Origin of the sequence: Pseudomonas sp. UYIF39, assembly GCF_029963765.1 — a bacterium.
Taxonomy (GTDB): Bacteria; Pseudomonadota; Gammaproteobacteria; order Pseudomonadales; family Pseudomonadaceae; genus Aquipseudomonas.
On record NZ_JALBYU010000003.1, the window covers coordinates 36072 to 51554 of the forward strand.

The window sequence follows — 15483 nt, forward strand, 5'->3', positions numbered from 1 at the left end:
TCGAGCAAGACCTGAAAGCCCTGATGAGGCGGGTCTGAGCTCCCCCGGAGAACCTGATGAAAAAACTAAAACTGGTGATGATCGGCAACGGCATGGCCGGGGTTCGCACCCTGGAAGAACTGCTCAAGCTGAGCAATGAGCTGTACGACATCACGGTCTTCGGCGCCGAACCTCATACCAACTACAACCGCATCCTGCTGTCACCCGTACTGGCCGGCGAACAGACCTTCGAAGAGATCGTGCTGAACGATCTGGACTGGTACCTGGAAAACAACATCAAGCTGCTACTCAACCGCAAAGTGGTAGAGATCGACCGGGTCAAACGCCGGGTCATCGCCGAAGACGGCACCGAAGCCGAATACGACCGCCTGCTGATCGCCACCGGTTCGACTCCGTTCATCCTGCCGATCCCCGGCAACACTTTGCACGGCGTGATCGGCTACCGCGACATCGCCGACACCCAGGCAATGATCGACACCGCGAAAACCCACAAGCACGCCGTTGTGATCGGCGGTGGCCTGCTCGGCCTGGAAGCCGCCAACGGCCTGATGCTGCGCGGCATGCTCGTCACTGTGGTGCACATCGGTGAATGGTTGCTGGAACGGCAACTGGACAAAACCAGCGGCCAGTTGCTGCAAACCGCCCTGGAGGCCCGCGGACTGCACTTTCGTCTTTGCGAGCAAACCCAGGCCCTGCACGACGCCGGCAATGGCCGGGTCGGCTCGGTTGAGTTCAAGAATGGCGACATCATCCCCGCCGACCTGGTGGTGATGGCCGCCGGTATTCGACCCAACACCGAACTCGCGGAAAAATCCGGCATCCCCTGCAACCGCGGGATTCTGGTCAACGACACCCTGCAAACCTACGACCCGCGCATCTACGCCATCGGCGAATGCGCCAGCCACCGCGGCATCGCTTACGGCCTGGTGGCGCCGCTGTTCGAACAGGCCAAGGTCTGCGCCAACCACCTCGCCCAACTGGGCTTCGCCACCTACAAAGGTTCGGTGACGTCGACAAAGTTGAAAGTCACCGGCATCGACCTGTTCTCCGCCGGCGACTTCATGGGCGGCGAAGGCACCGAAACCATCACCCTCTCCGACCCTATCGGCGGGGTCTACAAAAAACTGGTGATCAAGGATGACGTGCTGGTCGGCGCCTGTCTGTACGGCGATACGGCAGATGGTGGCTGGTATTTCCGGCAGATCCGTGAGAACCACGCCATCGACGAGATCCGCGATCACCTGATGTTCGGTGAAAACGCCTTGGGCGACGTAGGACATCAAGGCCAGGACAAAGCCATGAGCATGGCCGACACCGCCGAAGTCTGCGGCTGCAACGGTGTGTGCAAAGGCACCATCGTCAAGGCGATTCAGGAACATGGGCTGTTCAGCGTCGATGACGTCAAGAAACACACCAAGGCTGCCAGCTCTTGCGGCTCCTGCGCAGGGTTGGTGGAACAGATCCTGATCAACACCGTGGGCGGCGCAGCAGACGTCAAACCGAAAAGCGAAAAAGCCATTTGCGGTTGCAGCGACTTGAACCACGGGCAAATCCGCCATGCCATCCGCGAGCAGCATCTGCTGACCATCGCCGGCACCATGAGCTATTTAAACTGGCGCACGCCGAACGGCTGCGCCACGTGCCGCCCGGCGCTCAACTACTACCTGATTTCCACCTGGCCGGGCGAAGCCAAGGACGACCCGCAATCGCGCCTGATCAACGAACGTGCCCACGCCAACATTCAGAAAGACGGCACTTACTCTGTAGTCCCACGGATGTGGGGCGGTGTGACCAATCCTTCAGAACTGCGGCGCATTGCCGACGTGGCCGACAAATACAACGTGCCAATGGTCAAGGTCACCGGCGGCCAGCGTATCGATTTGCTGGGGATCAAGAAGCAGGACCTGCCGGGCGTCTGGAAGGACCTCGACATGCCGTCCGGCCACGCCTACGGCAAATCCATCCGCACCGTGAAGACCTGCGTTGGCAGTGAGTTCTGCCGCTTCGGCACCCAGAACTCCACGCAACTGGGCATTGAGCTTGAGCACGACCTGTTCAACATGTGGTCGCCGCACAAAGTGAAACTGGCCGTCTCCGGTTGCCCACGCAACTGTTCGGAAGCAGGCATCAAGGACGTCGGAATTATCGGCGTGGATTCGGGCTGGGAGATGTACATCGGTGGCAACGGCGGGATCAAAACCGAAGTCGCGGAATTCTTCGTCAAGCTGAAAACCGCCGAAGAAGTGCGTGAATACAACGGCGCGTTCCTGCAGCTCTATCGCGAAGAAGCTTTCTACCTTGAACGCACCGTCCATTACCTGCAACGGGTCGGCATGGAACACATCAAGAAAGCCGTGCTGGAAGACCCGGAGCGGCGCAAGGCGCTCAACGATCGCTTGCAATTCTCCCTGTCGTTCGAACAGGACCCGTGGAAGGAACGCCTGGAACAACCACTGCTGAAGAAAGAATTCGACGTCATCGCAGTGAAGAACCTGGAGGTGTCGGCATGAACTGGCTGGATATCTGCGCACTGGAAGAAATCAATGCCCTCGGCTCGCGGATCATTGCTGGCCCGAAAGGCGACATCGCGATTTTTCGTACCAGCGACGATGAGGTTTTCGCCCTCGACGACCGCTGCCCGCACAAGGGCGGGCCACTGTCCCAAGGTTTGATCTACGGCAAACGAGTCGCCTGCCCGCTGCATAACTGGCAGATCGACTTGGAAACCGGTGAAGCCCAGGCCCCGGACATCGGTTGCGCTCACCACCATTCAGCACGGGTCGAGAATGGCCGGGTGTTGCTGGCCCTGCGGGAAGCAAGCTAATGAACCAGATCACCGCTTCCACCTGCTGCTATTGCGGGGTCGGCTGCGGCGTGCTGATCGAGCATGACGGCGAGCGCATTCTCGGCGTCAGCGGCGATCCGGCCCACCCGGCCAACTTCGGCAAACTGTGCAGTAAAGGCTCTACATTACACCTGACCGGCGACCTCGCGGCCCGGGCGCAGTATCCCGAACTGCGCCTGGGCAAAGGCCTGGCCCGCAGCCGCACCGACTGGGACACCGCCCTCGATCATGCCGCCAGCGTTTTTGCCGAGACCATCGCCGAACACGGTCCGGACAGCGTGGCGTTCTATATCTCCGGGCAATTACTGACCGAGGATTACTACGCCTTCAACAAACTGGCGCGAGCGCTGGTGGGCACCAACAACATCGACAGCAACTCGCGCCTGTGCATGTCTTCGGCAGTGGTCGGTTACAAGCGCAGCCTGGGCGCCGACGCACCGCCGTGCAGCTACGAAGACCTGGAATTGAGCGACTGCGTGATGATCGTCGGCAGCAACATGGCCTACGCCCACCCGATACTTTTCCGTCGCCTGGAGGAAGCGAAATCACGCCGGCCGCAGATGAAAGTCATCGTCATCGACCCGCGTCGTACCGACACCTGCGATCTGGCGGACCTGCACCTGGCGATTCTGCCAGGCACCGATGTCGCCTTGTTCCATGGGATTTTGCACCTGCTGCTGTGGGAAGACTGGGTCGACCGCGACTTCATCAAGGCCCACACCGAAGGCTTGGCCGAGCTGAAAAACCTGGTGCGCGATTACACGCCGCAGATGGTCTCGCAGCTCTGCGGGATCAGCGTCGAGCAACTGCAGCAATGTGCCAAATGGGTCGGCACCTCGCCGAGTTTCCTGTCGCTTTGGTGCATGGGCTTGAACCAGTCCACCGCCGGCAGCGCGAAAAACAGCGCACTGATCAACTTGCATCTGGCCACCGGGCAAATCGGCCGCCCCGGTGCAGGACCTTTCTCGCTGACCGGTCAGCCGAATGCCATGGGTGGCCGCGAAACAGGCAGCTTGTCGAACCTGCTGCCAGGCCATCGCGAGGCTGCCAATGCCGAACATCGCGCGGAAGTGGCGGCGTATTGGGGCGTGGATCAACTGCCTGCAAACACCGGGCTCACCGCTATCGAGTTGTTTGAGCAGGTGCGCAGCGGAAAAATCAAGGCACTGTGGATCGCCTGCACCAACCCTGCGCAATCAATGCCGGATCAAACCGCCGTGCGCGCGGCACTGCAAGCCTGCCCGTTCGTGGTGTTACAGGAAGCCTTCCGCGCCACCGAAACCGCTGCGTTTGCCGACCTGTTGCTGCCCGCTGCCAGTTGGGGCGAAAAGGACGGCACGGTGACCAACTCCGAACGGCGCATTTCCCACGTTCGCCGAGCCGTCGTCGCACCCGGCGAAGCCCGCTCTGACTGGGCGATCACGGTGGATTTCGCACAGCGTCTGGAAAAACATCTGCGTCCCGGGCAAAACAGCCTGTTCGCCTTTGAAAATCCGGCGCAGGTCTTCGACGAGTACAAGCAATTGACCCGCGGGCGTGATCTGGACTTGTCCGGTATCAGTCATGCGTTGATTGACCGGCTCGGTCCTCAGCAATGGCCCTTCCCCACTGGTGCCACCGAAGGGACAGCCCGGCTGTACCTGGACGGAGTTTTCCCGACGGCCAGTGGACGAGCGCAATTCGTGGCCGATCCGTATCGCGCCGCCAAGGAACAACGCGATGCGCGCTTCCCGCTGACCCTGATCACCGGCCGTCTGCGGGATCAATGGCACGGCATGAGCCGCACCGGTACCGCCGCACAGCTATTCGGCCATGTCAGCGAAGCGGTGTTGAGTTTGCACCCGGATGAACTGCGTCGTCATCGGCTGCAATCGGGCGACCTGGTCAGCCTGAAAAGTCGCCGTGGCGCAGTGATTGTCGCCGTCGGCAGTGACGACAGCGTGCGACCTGGTCAGGCCTTTCTGCCCATGCATTGGGGTGACCGCTTCCTCAAGGGCGGCGTAAATGCGCTCACCCAACCGGCTTTCGACCCTTTGTCGAAACAACCCGAACTCAAGCACAGCGGCGTACGCCTGGAACCGGTGCAACTGCCGTGGAACCTGTTCGCCCTGATCGAGGGCAATGTTCAACAGAATTTTGAGACGCTACGACCGCTCTGTGAGGCGTTTTCCTACGTCAGCCTCAGCCTGGCCGGCCGCGAACGCCCCGCGCTGCTGATACGCGCTGCCAGCGCCGTCGCGCCCGACCCGCAATTGCTGCGTGATATCGATCAATGCCTGGGACTCAACGATGGCCCGGTTTTGGCCTACGACGACCCACGGCGCTCCATCGGTAAACGGGTGCGGATCGAGAACGGCCGGATCACTGCAATTCGCCTGGCCGGTGAAACCCTTGCCCAACACTGGCTGCAAAACCTGTGGCTGGAAGGTCGCGCTGACGGACAACTGCGGCGCTGGCTGCTGGCACCTCTGAGCGCCCCACCGGGCAACGCCAATACGCCGACCGCCGGTAACAAAACCCTGTGCAACTGCAAAAACGTCAGCCAAAGCGCGGTCTGCGCCGGCATTAGCCGCGGCCTGGACCTGCAGGGTTTGAAACAAGAATTGGGCTGCGGCACGCAATGCGGCTCCTGCGTCCCGGAAATCAAGCGTTTGCTGGCCGCCACTGCGCAGCCGGTCGCCGTCACCTCGTGAGGAAAAACACTATGAGCGCAAAAGTCTGGCTGGTGGGTGCGGGTCCTGGCGATCCGGAATTGTTGACCCTCAAGGCCGTGCGGGCGTTGAGCGAAGCAGATGTGGTGCTGATCGATGACCTGGTCAACGACGCGGTGCTGGAGCATTGCCCCCAGGCGCGGATCATTCCCGTGGGCAAGCGCGGCGGCTGTCGTTCCACGCCTCAGGCATTCATTCATCGCCTGATGCTGCGTTATTCCCGCCACGGTAAATGCCTGGTGCGGCTCAAGGGTGGCGACCCGTGCATTTTTGGCCGGGGCGGCGAAGAAGCGCAGTGGCTGCGTGAACATGGGGTCGAAGTGGAACTGGTCAATGGCATCACCGCCGGGCTTGCCGGCGCAACGCAATGCGATATTCCGTTGACCCTGCGGGGTGTTGCTCGTGGCGTGACACTGGTCACCGCCCACACTCAGGATGGCAGCAGCCTGAACTGGCAAGCACTGGCCCAAGGTGGCACGACGCTGGTGGTGTATATGGGTGTCGCAAAACTGAGCGAGATTCGTGAGCAGTTGCTAACCGGCGGAATGGCGGCGGATACACCAGTGGCGATGATTGAAAATGCTTCGCTGCCACACCAACGGGAATGTCGGAGCGATCTGACAGCGATGGAAGACGATGCCTACGCCTTCCAACTGAAAAGCCCAGCCATTTTGGTGATTGGAACCGTGGCAGCCCGTGCAACGTCATCCCTGTGGGAGCGACCGGACGGCGTTCCATTTGCCGCGATGGCAGCCGATCAGTCAGCCTGAATCTGTCTGATTCAACCCTTCTTTACCAAATCGCAGACAAAGAAAAGCCCGGCCTAAGCCGGGCTTTTCAGAGCTGCAAACTAATTACTTAGCTTGGGCTTCAACCTTCGCTTCTACGCGACGGTTTACAGCGCGACCAGCTTCAGTTTTGTTGTCAGCAACTGGGCGGGATTCGCCGTAGCCAACAGACTGAACGCGGGACGATTCAACACCGTACTGGTTGGTCAGAACTTGTTTAACGGCGCTTGCACGACGCTCGGACAGTTTCTGGTTGTAAGCGTCAGGACCGACGGAGTCAGTGTGACCTTCAACAGTGGTGCTGGTGGATGGGTACTGCTTCATGAAGTCAGCGAGGTTTTTGATGTCGCCGTAGCTGTTAGGCTTGACTACCGACTTGTTGAAGTCGAATTTCACGTCCAGCTCAACACGAACAACTTCAGCAACTGCTGGGCAGCCATCAGCATCAACAGTTACGTTGGCTGGGGTATCCGGGCACTTGTCAACGTTATCGCAAACGCCATCGTTGTCGCTGTCGGAGCAGACTTCAGCTGGTGCTTGAACTGGAGCAGCAGCAGGCTTGGAGCCACCACCGAAGTTCACACCGATACCGACGCTTGGAGCCCACTCGGTGTCGCCCTGGTCGATGTTGTATTGAGCTTCAACGCCAGCACGGGCGTAGAAGTTCTCGGTGAAGTACAGCTTGGCACCGCCACCAACGTTAGCGAAGGTGGAATGGTTACGACCGCCACCGCCGTTCTGGCCAATGCTCTGGTCCGAGAAACCGGCCGAAACGTATGGACGAACCATGTCGCCTGGGTTGTTGAAGTGGTACAGAGCGTCCAGAGCGGTATCAGCGCCCTTAACGTTACGACCGTCATCGGAACGCACGTTGTGCACTTCGTCGTAAGCCAGACGCAGTTCAACGTCATCGGTGATGAAGTAGCCTACGGAAGCGCCAAACAGGTTGCCGTTGTTTTTGAAGTCACGATCGCTGTCGTACTGTTCTTTCTTGGCGAAGCCTTCGATTTCAACTGCGCCTTGGCCTTGTGCCAGCGCGCCGAACGAAGTAGCGGCAATAAGAGAACCAATGGCAAAGCCCAAGGTGTTTTTCAGTTTCATCCGTTAAATCCCCATCTGGTGATTGTGAAGCAGTCCCGCAAACCGGGGGACAACTCGGCGGCAATTCTATCAGAACTTGCCTACGCGTAAGAGATATTTGCGCCGAACTAAGTTTCAGCAATGCCTGCAAATTTCTCACGCAATTTATCTAGAGCGCGTTTGTACCGCATTTTTGTTGCACTCAAACCCATGTGCATGATGTCTGCGATCTCCTGAAACTCCAGCTCTGCGACAAATCGTAGCACCAGAATTTCACGGTCAATCGGGTTCACATACACTAACCAGCGATCGAGTCCAGCCTTGTCCTCAGGTTTCGGCGCCTTTTCTTCAGACGCTTCCTCGAGGGGGTCCAGACTCAAAGCATCCATCAAGCGACGCTTTCGCCGTTCTTTCCGATACTGCGTGATGCACTCGTTGTACGTGATGCTATATAGCCATGTCTTGAACTTCGATTTGCCCTCGAAGTTCTTCAAGCCATACAGCACCTTCAACATCACTTCCTGACAGACATCGTCTGCGTCGCGATCGTTCCCAAGATATCGCGCACAGACGTTAAATAATGTTCGCTGGTAACGCCGCATCAGTTCTTCATAGGCGCGCGTTACGTGAAACAGCTCGGTATGCGAGCGCGCGACCAACTCCTCATCAGAGAGCTCGCGGGGGTCGTAGCGCGTGGACAGCGATTGAGCTTTATTCAAAACAAGTCGGGCCGACAGTCAGGTCAATGTCCGCCGCAACCCTTTTCAGGGCAATTTTGCGGCGGCATAGATTAGCAGGGTTTGCCGGGTTAGCGGCTACTCACATGCTGTTCCAGGAGGATCCGATTGGAGAGAGAGACTAGCTCACCCTCATCGGTCAGCAATGTGGTTTTAACCGTGCCGATCTCTTCGATCTGACCTTCGACCTCGCCAACACGCACTTGTTGCCCAACCTGATACAACTCACGTACATAGATTCCCGCAAGAATCTGACCGGCAATTTCCCGGCTTCCCAACCCCATGGCCAGCGCGACCGCCAGACCAACGGTAATCAATACGATCACAATCACGTGGTTAAGCAGGTCTGTCTTGACCTCCAACTGGCTGATTGCGACCGAAATACTGATGATAATCACCAGGCCCTGGGCAATTCTCCCCAGGCCCGCAGCGTAGTCCAGCCCTACGCCCTCTGCTGCACCCCGCACCAGCCCATTGGCCAATTGCGCGAGCAAAACACCCACCAGCAGCACCAGCGCGGCGCCGAATACTTTCGGCAGATACAGCGCAAGCATGTCAAGCGTAGCCGAAACTCGCTCAAGTCCAAGGGATTCTGCAGCAGAAACCAGAAAAATCAACAGGACGAACCAATAGACAATCTTGCCAATCAAGGTCGAGATCGGCACTTGAAGGCCGGCCCGGGACAGCAATTTTGTCAGACCAGTGCCGCCCATCAGGCGATCGAGCCCCAGCTTGGCGAGCAATTTGGACAACAAAGTGTCCAAAAGTTTCGCAACGACGAAACCCAACAGCAGCACAACCAGTGCGCCGAACAGGTTCGGGATGAAATTTGCAACCTTGGTCCATAACGCAGTCATTGCAGTGACGAGGCTCTGAGTCCAGAGATCAAGTTCCATATTCAATCAGCCTTATCAGCAGTGCGAACGGTAGGTTTACGGTGGCGGGAAACCGGAGCGACATGGGCCGATCCGTTATTCAGGGCGATCATCAGCGCGGGCAGCCAGCGGCCCAGCAGGCTGAACAGATCACCGGCGCCGACCTGGCGGTTGGCGGTTTTCAGTACACGCCCAAGGCACGCATCGTCGTCCCGGGTGGACGGTGATGCCTTGAGCATGTCACGCAAAGACTGTTCAAACGGATCGTGCATACGCACCTCTCGTGATATCAGTGAAAGACGCGGTCAAATTTGCTCGGGTCACATGCTTCACCCTCAGACCCAGCGCAAACGTCGGAATAACCACCACTGCCCCAACGCCACCGAGACCATCATCAGACACGCAATCAGGAAGCCATAGGGGCTTGCAGAGAACGGAATCCCGCCGACATTGATACCCAAAAGCCCCGTCAGAAAACTCATCGGCAAAAAGATCCCGGTGATGATTCCGAAACGGTACATCGTGCGGTTCATGCGCACGCTCAAACGTCTATCTTCGGCCTCGAGGACCAACCCCACCCGCTCCCGGGTCAATTCCAGCTCCTCGAGATACCGGGTCAGGCTGTTGTTCAATTCGTTCCAGTAATCACCGTCGTCTTCGACGAACCAAGGCAGTTTTATCCGTGTCAGTTGTCCGAATATTTCCCGCTGCGGCGCAAGAAAACGTTTCAGCGCAGCGGCCCTGCGACGGATCTGCAAAATGGCGCCGTGCTCGGGTGTATACCGTTCGTCGGCATCCAGCTTTTCTTCTTCCTCATCGACCACTTCCGAGAGGCAACTGACCAGATCCTGCACCTTATTAGTAAGGTACTGAGCCATATAAAGGATGAGTTCCGAGGCGGTTTTCGGTCCTTTGCCTTCGGCGAGCTGCACCAGCAAATCATCGGTGGCGCGCAATGGACGCAAACGCAGGGAAATAACCCGCTGGGCCGACGCAAAAATCCGCACCGAGACCATGTCTTCCGGCTCGGCGCCCGGGTTCAGGTTGACCCCACGCAAAAATAGCAGCAGCTCGCTGTCTGAAAGCTGTAAAAGACGCGGTCGGGTGTTTTCTTCAAGTAAAAGATCACAGCTGAATTCGCTAAGACCGCTGGATTTTCGCAACCAGGTCTGGGTTTGCGGGTGACTGCGATCCCAGTGCAGCCACAGGCTTTCATGAGCCTGCAACTGCAAGTCATCGAGTTCAGTCCGGGCTATCGAACGCGCACCGCCTTTACCGTCCAGCACCAGGGCATGCACCAGCCCCCACTGCGCGTTTTCTTCCTCGAACATCCTCACCCCTTTGTTGGTGTAGCGCTTTATTCAGGCATCTTCAGCGGGCTTGGCGAGATGATCACGCCGTTGTTGTCCGCGTAAATATAATGGCCTGGATGGAACGTCACGCCGGCGAAAGTCACCGGAACGTTAATGTCGCCAAGCCCGCGCCTGTCGGATTTCCTCGGGTGGCTAGCGAGGGCCTGCACGCCCAGATCGGTCTGCGCGAGGATATCGACGTCGCGGATGCACCCGTAGATCACCAGCCCTTCCCAACCGTTTTTCGAGGCTTTCTCGGCCAGCATGTCACCCAGCAACGCATGACGCAGGGAACCGCCACCGTCGACCACCAGCACCTTGCCGTCACCCTTGAGTTCGACTTGCTCTTTAACCCGCGAGTTATCTTCGAAACACTTGATGGTCACGATTTCGCCACCGAAGGAATCACGGCCGCCGAAATTGCTGAACATCGGTTCCAGCACCTGCACCAGTTCCGGGTAGGCGTCGCACAGGTCAGGCGTAACGTAATGGTTCATCGAGAAACTCCTGTAAAGAGGAAGACAATCGAGGATGTCGCAAAGTGACCGGAAAAGCTCAATGCGTCATATCTTAGCCGCATGCCGACCGGAGCGAAATGCCCTTGTTAGAGCATCGGGCTCAGACGGCCATGGCCAAATCGGCCTTCTCGCCCAGCAACGGTGTTTGTTGATCGGCCAACCAGCGAGCCACCAACGGCCAGACTTCAACCTGCGCGGCTTTGCTGACCAGCATTTCAACGTGACCGAAATTATCCGCGAAACCCTGCTCGCGTCCCAGGTTGATGAACTGCTTGTGCTCACTGCCAACTTGGTCGAACAGCTTGCGGCAAGCCCAGCTCGGGTCCTGATGGTCACTTGCGGCACTCACGGCCAATACCGGTAACTGAACGTCGGCCAATCCGGCCCACCAATCCTTGTCAGCATCGCCAAAGCGCCCGAACAGGCCATACCAGCGCATGCTTTCCAGGGCCAGGCCAATGGGCTCGTCTTCCGGGCCGCGCTTGAGCCGGGAACCGGACAGCTGGGCAAAGCGTTTGAGAATGAAGCGCCCGCTCCACTCCACCGGCGGAATTTTCAACGGCCAATAGGTGCGGCTGACCTGCGTACCGAAAAACGCCGCGGAAGCCACCACCGGCTCGCCGATGTACTCGCCACCCAATGCCGCCGCGAGGGTAATCCCGCCCAGCGAGTGACCGATCCAGTGCGGGATCTGGCCGCTCTGCTCGCGCACGAACGCGCCAATGGACGGCAAATCGTAACGGGCGTAGTCGGCAACGCGGTTCTTGCGGTAGTTCTGATTACGCTGGGACAGGCCGTGGCCACGCATTTCGGGAATCCATACATCGAATCCCAAACGCGTCAGATGGGCGCCCAGCCCAAGCCCCTTTGGGGAAAACCAGAACCGGCGATTGGAAAAGCTGCCGTGAAGCAAAATAACGGGAACGCCACGCGCGTCTGAGCCATCCGCCATGCCCAGGCGTGTCACAGCCAGCTCGACGGTGCCGTCAGGGCTGTTGCCGGGTTTCAGACGATAGACGTCTTCGCTCAGATCGCCGCGCCGCTCGGCGCTGATCAGGGCGACAGGAAATAGGTTGCTGCTGCTTTGCATAATGCTCTTGCACAAAAAAGGGCGGCTTCCAGAGGAGCCCGCCCTACTTGAATCAAAAGAGACCGGTCACTGACCGGTCTCTTCACTCACCGATCAAGCCTGCGCTTGACCCTCAGCCAGGAAGAACCAGGTTTCCAGTACGGAATCGGGGTTCAACGAAACGCTTTCGATGCCCTGCTCCATCAGCCATTTGGCCAGATCAGGGTGGTCCGAAGGACCCTGACCGCAAATACCGATGTACTTGCCCGCCTTGTTGCAGGCCTGAATCGCGTTGGCCAGCAGCTTCTTGACCGCCGGATTACGCTCGTCAAACAGGTGCGCGATGATCCCGGAGTCACGGTCCAGGCCCAGGGTCAGTTGGGTCAGGTCGTTGGAGCCAATGGAGAAGCCGTCAAAGAACTCGAGGAATTCTTCAGCGAGGATCGCGTTAGACGGCAGTTCGCACATCATGATGATGCGCAGACCGTTTTCGCCGCGCTTCAGACCGTTCTCCGCCAACAGGTCGATGACCTGGCTGGCTTCGCCGAGGGTACGGACGAATGGCACCATGATTTCGACGTTGGTCAGACCCATTTCATTGCGAACGCGCTTGAGAGCACGGCACTCGAGTTCGAAGCAGTCACGGAATGCTTCGCTGATGTAACGCGAAGCACCGCGGAAGCCCAGCATCGGGTTTTCTTCTTCCGGCTCGTAGAGCTTGCCGCCAATCAGGTTGGCGTATTCGTTGGACTTGAAGTCCGACAGACGCACGATGACCTTTTTCGGGGTGAACGCAGCGGCCAGGGTGCTGATGCCTTCAACCAGTTTGTCGACATAGAAGCCAACCGGATCGTCGTAACCGGCGATGCGCTTGTCGACGCTGTCCTTGATGTCCTGCGGCAGCCCGGCGTAGTTCAACAGCGCTTTGGGGTGAACACCGATCATGCGGTTGATGATGAACTCCAGACGGGCCAGGCCCACACCGGCGTTCGGCAGCTGTGCGAAGTCGAAGGCGCGGTCCGGGTTACCGACGTTCATCATGATCTTGAACGGCAGATCAGGCATGGCGTCTACGGAGTTTTTCTTGATGTCGAAGCCCAGTTCACCTTCGAAGATGTAACCGGTGTCGCCTTCAGCGCAGGAAACAGTCACGCCCTGGCCGTCTTTCAACAGCTGGGTGGCGTTGCCGCAACCGACCACGGCCGGAATGCCCAGCTCACGAGCGATGATCGCCGCGTGACAGGTACGACCGCCACGGTTGGTGACAATGGCGCTGGCGCGCTTCATGACCGGTTCCCAGTCCGGGTCGGTCATGTCGGAAACCAGCACGTCGCCTGGCTGGACCTTGTCCATCTCGGACACGTCCTTGATGATGCGGACCTTGCCGGCGCCGATGCGCTGGCCGATGGCGCGACCTTCAACCAGCACGGTGCCGGTTTCTTTCAACAGGTAGCGTTCCATGACGTTGGCCGAGGTGCGGCTCTTCACGGTTTCAGGGCGGGCCTGAACGATGTAGAGCTTGCCGTCGTCGCCGTCTTTGGCCCATTCGATGTCCATCGGGCACTTGTAGTGCTTCTCGATGATCATTGCTTGCTTGGCCAGCTCGCTGACTTCGGCGTCGCTCAGGCAGAAACGTGCGCGATCAGCCTTGTCGACGTCGATGGTCTTGACCGATTTACCGGCCGTGGCCACTTCGCCGTAGATCATCTTGATGGCTTTGCTGCCCAGGTTGCGACGCAGGATGGCCGGACGACCGGCTGCCAGCGTGCCTTTGTGGACGTAGAACTCATCCGGGTTCACCGCGCCTTGTACGACGGTTTCACCCAGGCCGTAGGCGCCGGTGATGAACACCACGTCACGGAAGCCCGATTCGGTATCGAGGGTGAACATCACGCCGGCGGTGCCGGTTTCAGAGCGGACCATGCGCTGCACGCCGGCCGACAGGGCAACCAGCTTGTGGTCGAAGCCCTGGTGGACGCGGTAGGAAATGGCGCGGTCGTTAAACAGCGAAGCGAACACCTCTTTGGCGGCGCGAATAACGTTTTCGACACCACGGATGTTCAGGAAGGTTTCCTGCTGACCGGCGAAGGAAGCGTCCGGCAGGTCTTCGGCGGTAGCGGAAGAACGCACGGCAACGGCCATGTCAGGGTTGCCGGCCGACAGCGTGGCGAACGCGGTGCGGATTTCGGCGTTGAGCTTCTCGGGGAATTCGGCTTCCATGATCCATTGACGGATCTGGGCGCCGGTCCTGGCCAGGGCATTGACATCGTCGACGTCCAGGGCGTCGAGGGCGGCGTGGATCTGATCGTTCAGGCCGCTCAGCTCGAGAAAATCACGATAAGCCTGAGCTGTCGTGGCGAAGCCACCGGGCACCGATACACCGGCACCTGCAAGGTTACTGATCATCTCGCCCAGGGATGCGTTCTTGCCCCCTACGTGCTCTACATCATGGACGCCGAGCTTATCGAGGGAAACTACGTACTCTACCAAGGTGATCTCTCCACTAACTGTGTTGGAAAAGCTCAGAAGCCGGCGGCTCAAAGGAGCGTTTGCCAGCTGTATGGCCTGGACCTGGAAAATAAGTGAGAATGCGGGCCACTGGCGGCCGGCAAATCGCGCCTATCATATCCAAGATTCGTCACTAGCTTAAGGCCCAAGGTGCAAATGAAACGATCTGCTTTCTTTATCTCCGATGGCACCGGCATCACAGCCGAGACCCTAGGCCAAAGCCTCCTGGCGCAGTTCGAAAACATTACCTTCAGCAAATTCACGCGGCCCTACATCGACAACGTGGATAAAGCGCGTGCCATGGTACAACAAATCAACAAAGCCGCCGAAACCGACGGCTTTCGGCCGATCATCTTCGACACCATTGTCAATCAGGACATCCGTGAGATCCTCGCAACGTCCAATGGTTTCATGATCGACATTTTCTCGACCTTCCTGGCGCCTCTCGAACAGGAACTGACCGAGCATTCTTCCTACACCGTCGGCAAATCCCACTCGATTGGCAGCAACTCCAATTACATGGAACGCATCGAGGCGGTGAACTTCGCACTCGACAACGACGACGGTGCGCGCACGCATTATTACGACAAGGCGGACCTGATCCTAGTGGGCGTGTCGCGTTGTGGTAAGACGCCGACGTGCCTGTACATGGCCATGCAATTCGGCATCCGCGCGGCCAACTACCCGCTGACCGAAGACGACATGGAACGCCTGCAACTGCCTGCCACCCTGCGCGCCCACCAGCACAAGCTGTTCGGCCTGACCATCGACCCGGATCGCCTCACCGCGATCCGCAACGAGCGCAAGCCCAACAGCCGCTATTCGAGCTACGCCCAGTGCGAATTCGAAGTGCGCGAGGTGGAGAATCTGTTCCGCCGCGAGAACATTCCGCACATCAATTCCACGCATTTTTCGGTGGAAGAGATTTCGGCGAAGATTCTGGTGGAGAAAGGCGTGGAGCGGCGATTCAAGTAGTTCTTTAGCGCCTGTTCTACCGTCA

Annotated in this window: 13 protein-coding genes; 5 read left to right on the top strand and 8 right to left on the bottom strand. The window is 58.6% G+C overall.

Annotation, left to right across the window (positions count from 1 at the left end; genetic code table 11):
* Positions 1-56: 56 nt before the first annotated feature.
* Genes nirB through cobA form a run of 4 tightly spaced genes read left to right on the top strand, consistent with a single transcriptional unit; the run spans position 57 to position 6326 of the window.
* The gene (gene nirB, locus MO767_RS05020) at positions 57-2510 is read left to right on the top strand and encodes a nitrite reductase large subunit NirB (RefSeq protein WP_282479643.1); all 2454 of its coding nucleotides are present in this window, start codon (positions 57-59) and stop codon (positions 2508-2510) included.
* Positions 2507-2824, top strand: coding sequence for a nitrite reductase small subunit NirD (gene nirD / locus MO767_RS05025; RefSeq protein ID WP_008146292.1), 318 nt, complete (start codon positions 2507-2509; stop codon positions 2822-2824). Before nirB ends, nirD begins: the two co-directional genes overlap by 4 nt.
* Positions 2824-5538 (top strand): nitrate reductase, encoded by a 2715-nt coding sequence (locus MO767_RS05030; RefSeq protein ID WP_282479644.1) that lies wholly within the window; start codon positions 2824-2826, stop codon positions 5536-5538. The genes nirD and MO767_RS05030 overlap by 1 nt, the downstream gene beginning before the upstream one ends.
* Before the next feature lie 11 nt (positions 5539-5549).
* Positions 5550-6326 (top strand): uroporphyrinogen-III C-methyltransferase, encoded by a 777-nt coding sequence (cobA, locus tag MO767_RS05035; RefSeq protein ID WP_282479645.1) that lies wholly within the window; start codon positions 5550-5552, stop codon positions 6324-6326.
* 84 nt (positions 6327-6410) lie between these two features.
* On the opposite strand, the gene MO767_RS05040 is transcribed toward cobA, so the two are convergent.
* The 8 genes from MO767_RS05040 to ppsA form a co-directional block, all read right to left on the bottom strand.
* Entirely contained in the window at positions 6411-7445 is a 1035-nt protein-coding gene (locus MO767_RS05040) for an OmpA family protein (RefSeq protein WP_282479646.1), read from the bottom strand.
* A gap of 107 nt (positions 7446-7552) precedes the next feature.
* Positions 7553-8143: an RNA polymerase sigma factor SigX gene (sigX, locus tag MO767_RS05045; RefSeq protein ID WP_282479647.1), complete on the bottom strand. Its 591-nt coding sequence runs from the start codon at positions 8141-8143 to the stop codon at positions 7553-7555.
* An 89-nt stretch (positions 8144-8232) separates the two neighbouring features.
* Complete coding sequence (locus tag MO767_RS05050) at positions 8233-9057, bottom strand: mechanosensitive ion channel domain-containing protein (protein WP_008027407.1); 825 nt, start codon at positions 9055-9057, stop codon at positions 8233-8235.
* Between the two features lie 2 nt (positions 9058-9059).
* Positions 9060-9308 carry a hypothetical protein gene (locus tag MO767_RS05055; protein WP_008146303.1) on the bottom strand — a complete coding sequence of 83 codons (249 nt, stop codon included), beginning with the start codon at positions 9306-9308 and terminating at the stop codon, positions 9060-9062.
* Positions 9309-9371: 63 nt separating this feature from the next.
* The gene (locus MO767_RS05060; protein ID WP_282479648.1) at positions 9372-10367 is read right to left on the bottom strand and encodes a zinc transporter ZntB; all 996 of its coding nucleotides are present in this window, start codon (positions 10365-10367) and stop codon (positions 9372-9374) included.
* A 26-nt stretch (positions 10368-10393) separates the two neighbouring features.
* Positions 10394-10885, bottom strand: a complete 492-nt coding sequence (rraA, locus tag MO767_RS05065; protein ID WP_282479649.1) for a ribonuclease E activity regulator RraA — start codon at positions 10883-10885, stop codon at positions 10394-10396.
* Positions 10886-11006: 121 nt separating this feature from the next.
* A complete protein-coding gene (locus MO767_RS05070; protein ID WP_282479650.1) occupies positions 11007-11996 on the bottom strand; it encodes an alpha/beta fold hydrolase in 990 nt (329 codons plus the stop codon).
* 93 nt (positions 11997-12089) lie between these two features.
* Positions 12090-14465, bottom strand: coding sequence for a phosphoenolpyruvate synthase (gene ppsA, locus MO767_RS05075; RefSeq protein WP_282479651.1), 2376 nt, complete (start codon positions 14463-14465; stop codon positions 12090-12092).
* Positions 14466-14639: 174 nt separating this feature from the next.
* Here ppsA and MO767_RS05080 point away from each other — a divergent pair, with 174 nt between their 5' ends.
* Positions 14640-15458 (top strand): pyruvate, water dikinase regulatory protein, encoded by an 819-nt coding sequence (locus MO767_RS05080; RefSeq protein ID WP_033055694.1) that lies wholly within the window; start codon positions 14640-14642, stop codon positions 15456-15458.
* Positions 15459-15483 lie beyond the last annotated feature (25 nt).

Bases quoted from the DNA above. Each gene is read 5' to 3' on its own strand.
- MO767_RS05030 (WP_282479644.1), top strand. From the start codon at position 2,824: ATGAACCAGATCACCGCTTCCACCTGCTGCTATTGCGGGGTCGGCTGC.
- MO767_RS05055 (WP_008146303.1), bottom strand. From the start codon at position 9,308: ATGCACGATCCGTTTGAACAGTCTTTGCGTGACATGCTCAAGGCATCA.
- MO767_RS05050 (WP_008027407.1), bottom strand. From the start codon at position 9,057: ATGGAACTTGATCTCTGGACTCAGAGCCTCGTCACTGCAATGACTGCG.
- MO767_RS05070 (WP_282479650.1), bottom strand. From the start codon at position 11,996: ATGCAAAGCAGCAGCAACCTATTTCCTGTCGCCCTGATCAGCGCCGAG.
- MO767_RS05080 (WP_033055694.1), top strand. From the start codon at position 14,640: ATGAAACGATCTGCTTTCTTTATCTCCGATGGCACCGGCATCACAGCC.
- nirD (WP_008146292.1), top strand. From the start codon at position 2,507: ATGAACTGGCTGGATATCTGCGCACTGGAAGAAATCAATGCCCTCGGC.
- MO767_RS05040 (WP_282479646.1), bottom strand. From the start codon at position 7,445: ATGAAACTGAAAAACACCTTGGGCTTTGCCATTGGTTCTCTTATTGCC.
- nirB (WP_282479643.1), top strand. From the start codon at position 57: ATGAAAAAACTAAAACTGGTGATGATCGGCAACGGCATGGCCGGGGTT.
- rraA (WP_282479649.1), bottom strand. From the start codon at position 10,885: ATGAACCATTACGTTACGCCTGACCTGTGCGACGCCTACCCGGAACTG.
- MO767_RS05060 (WP_282479648.1), bottom strand. From the start codon at position 10,367: ATGTTCGAGGAAGAAAACGCGCAGTGGGGGCTGGTGCATGCCCTGGTG.
- cobA (WP_282479645.1), top strand. From the start codon at position 5,550: ATGAGCGCAAAAGTCTGGCTGGTGGGTGCGGGTCCTGGCGATCCGGAA.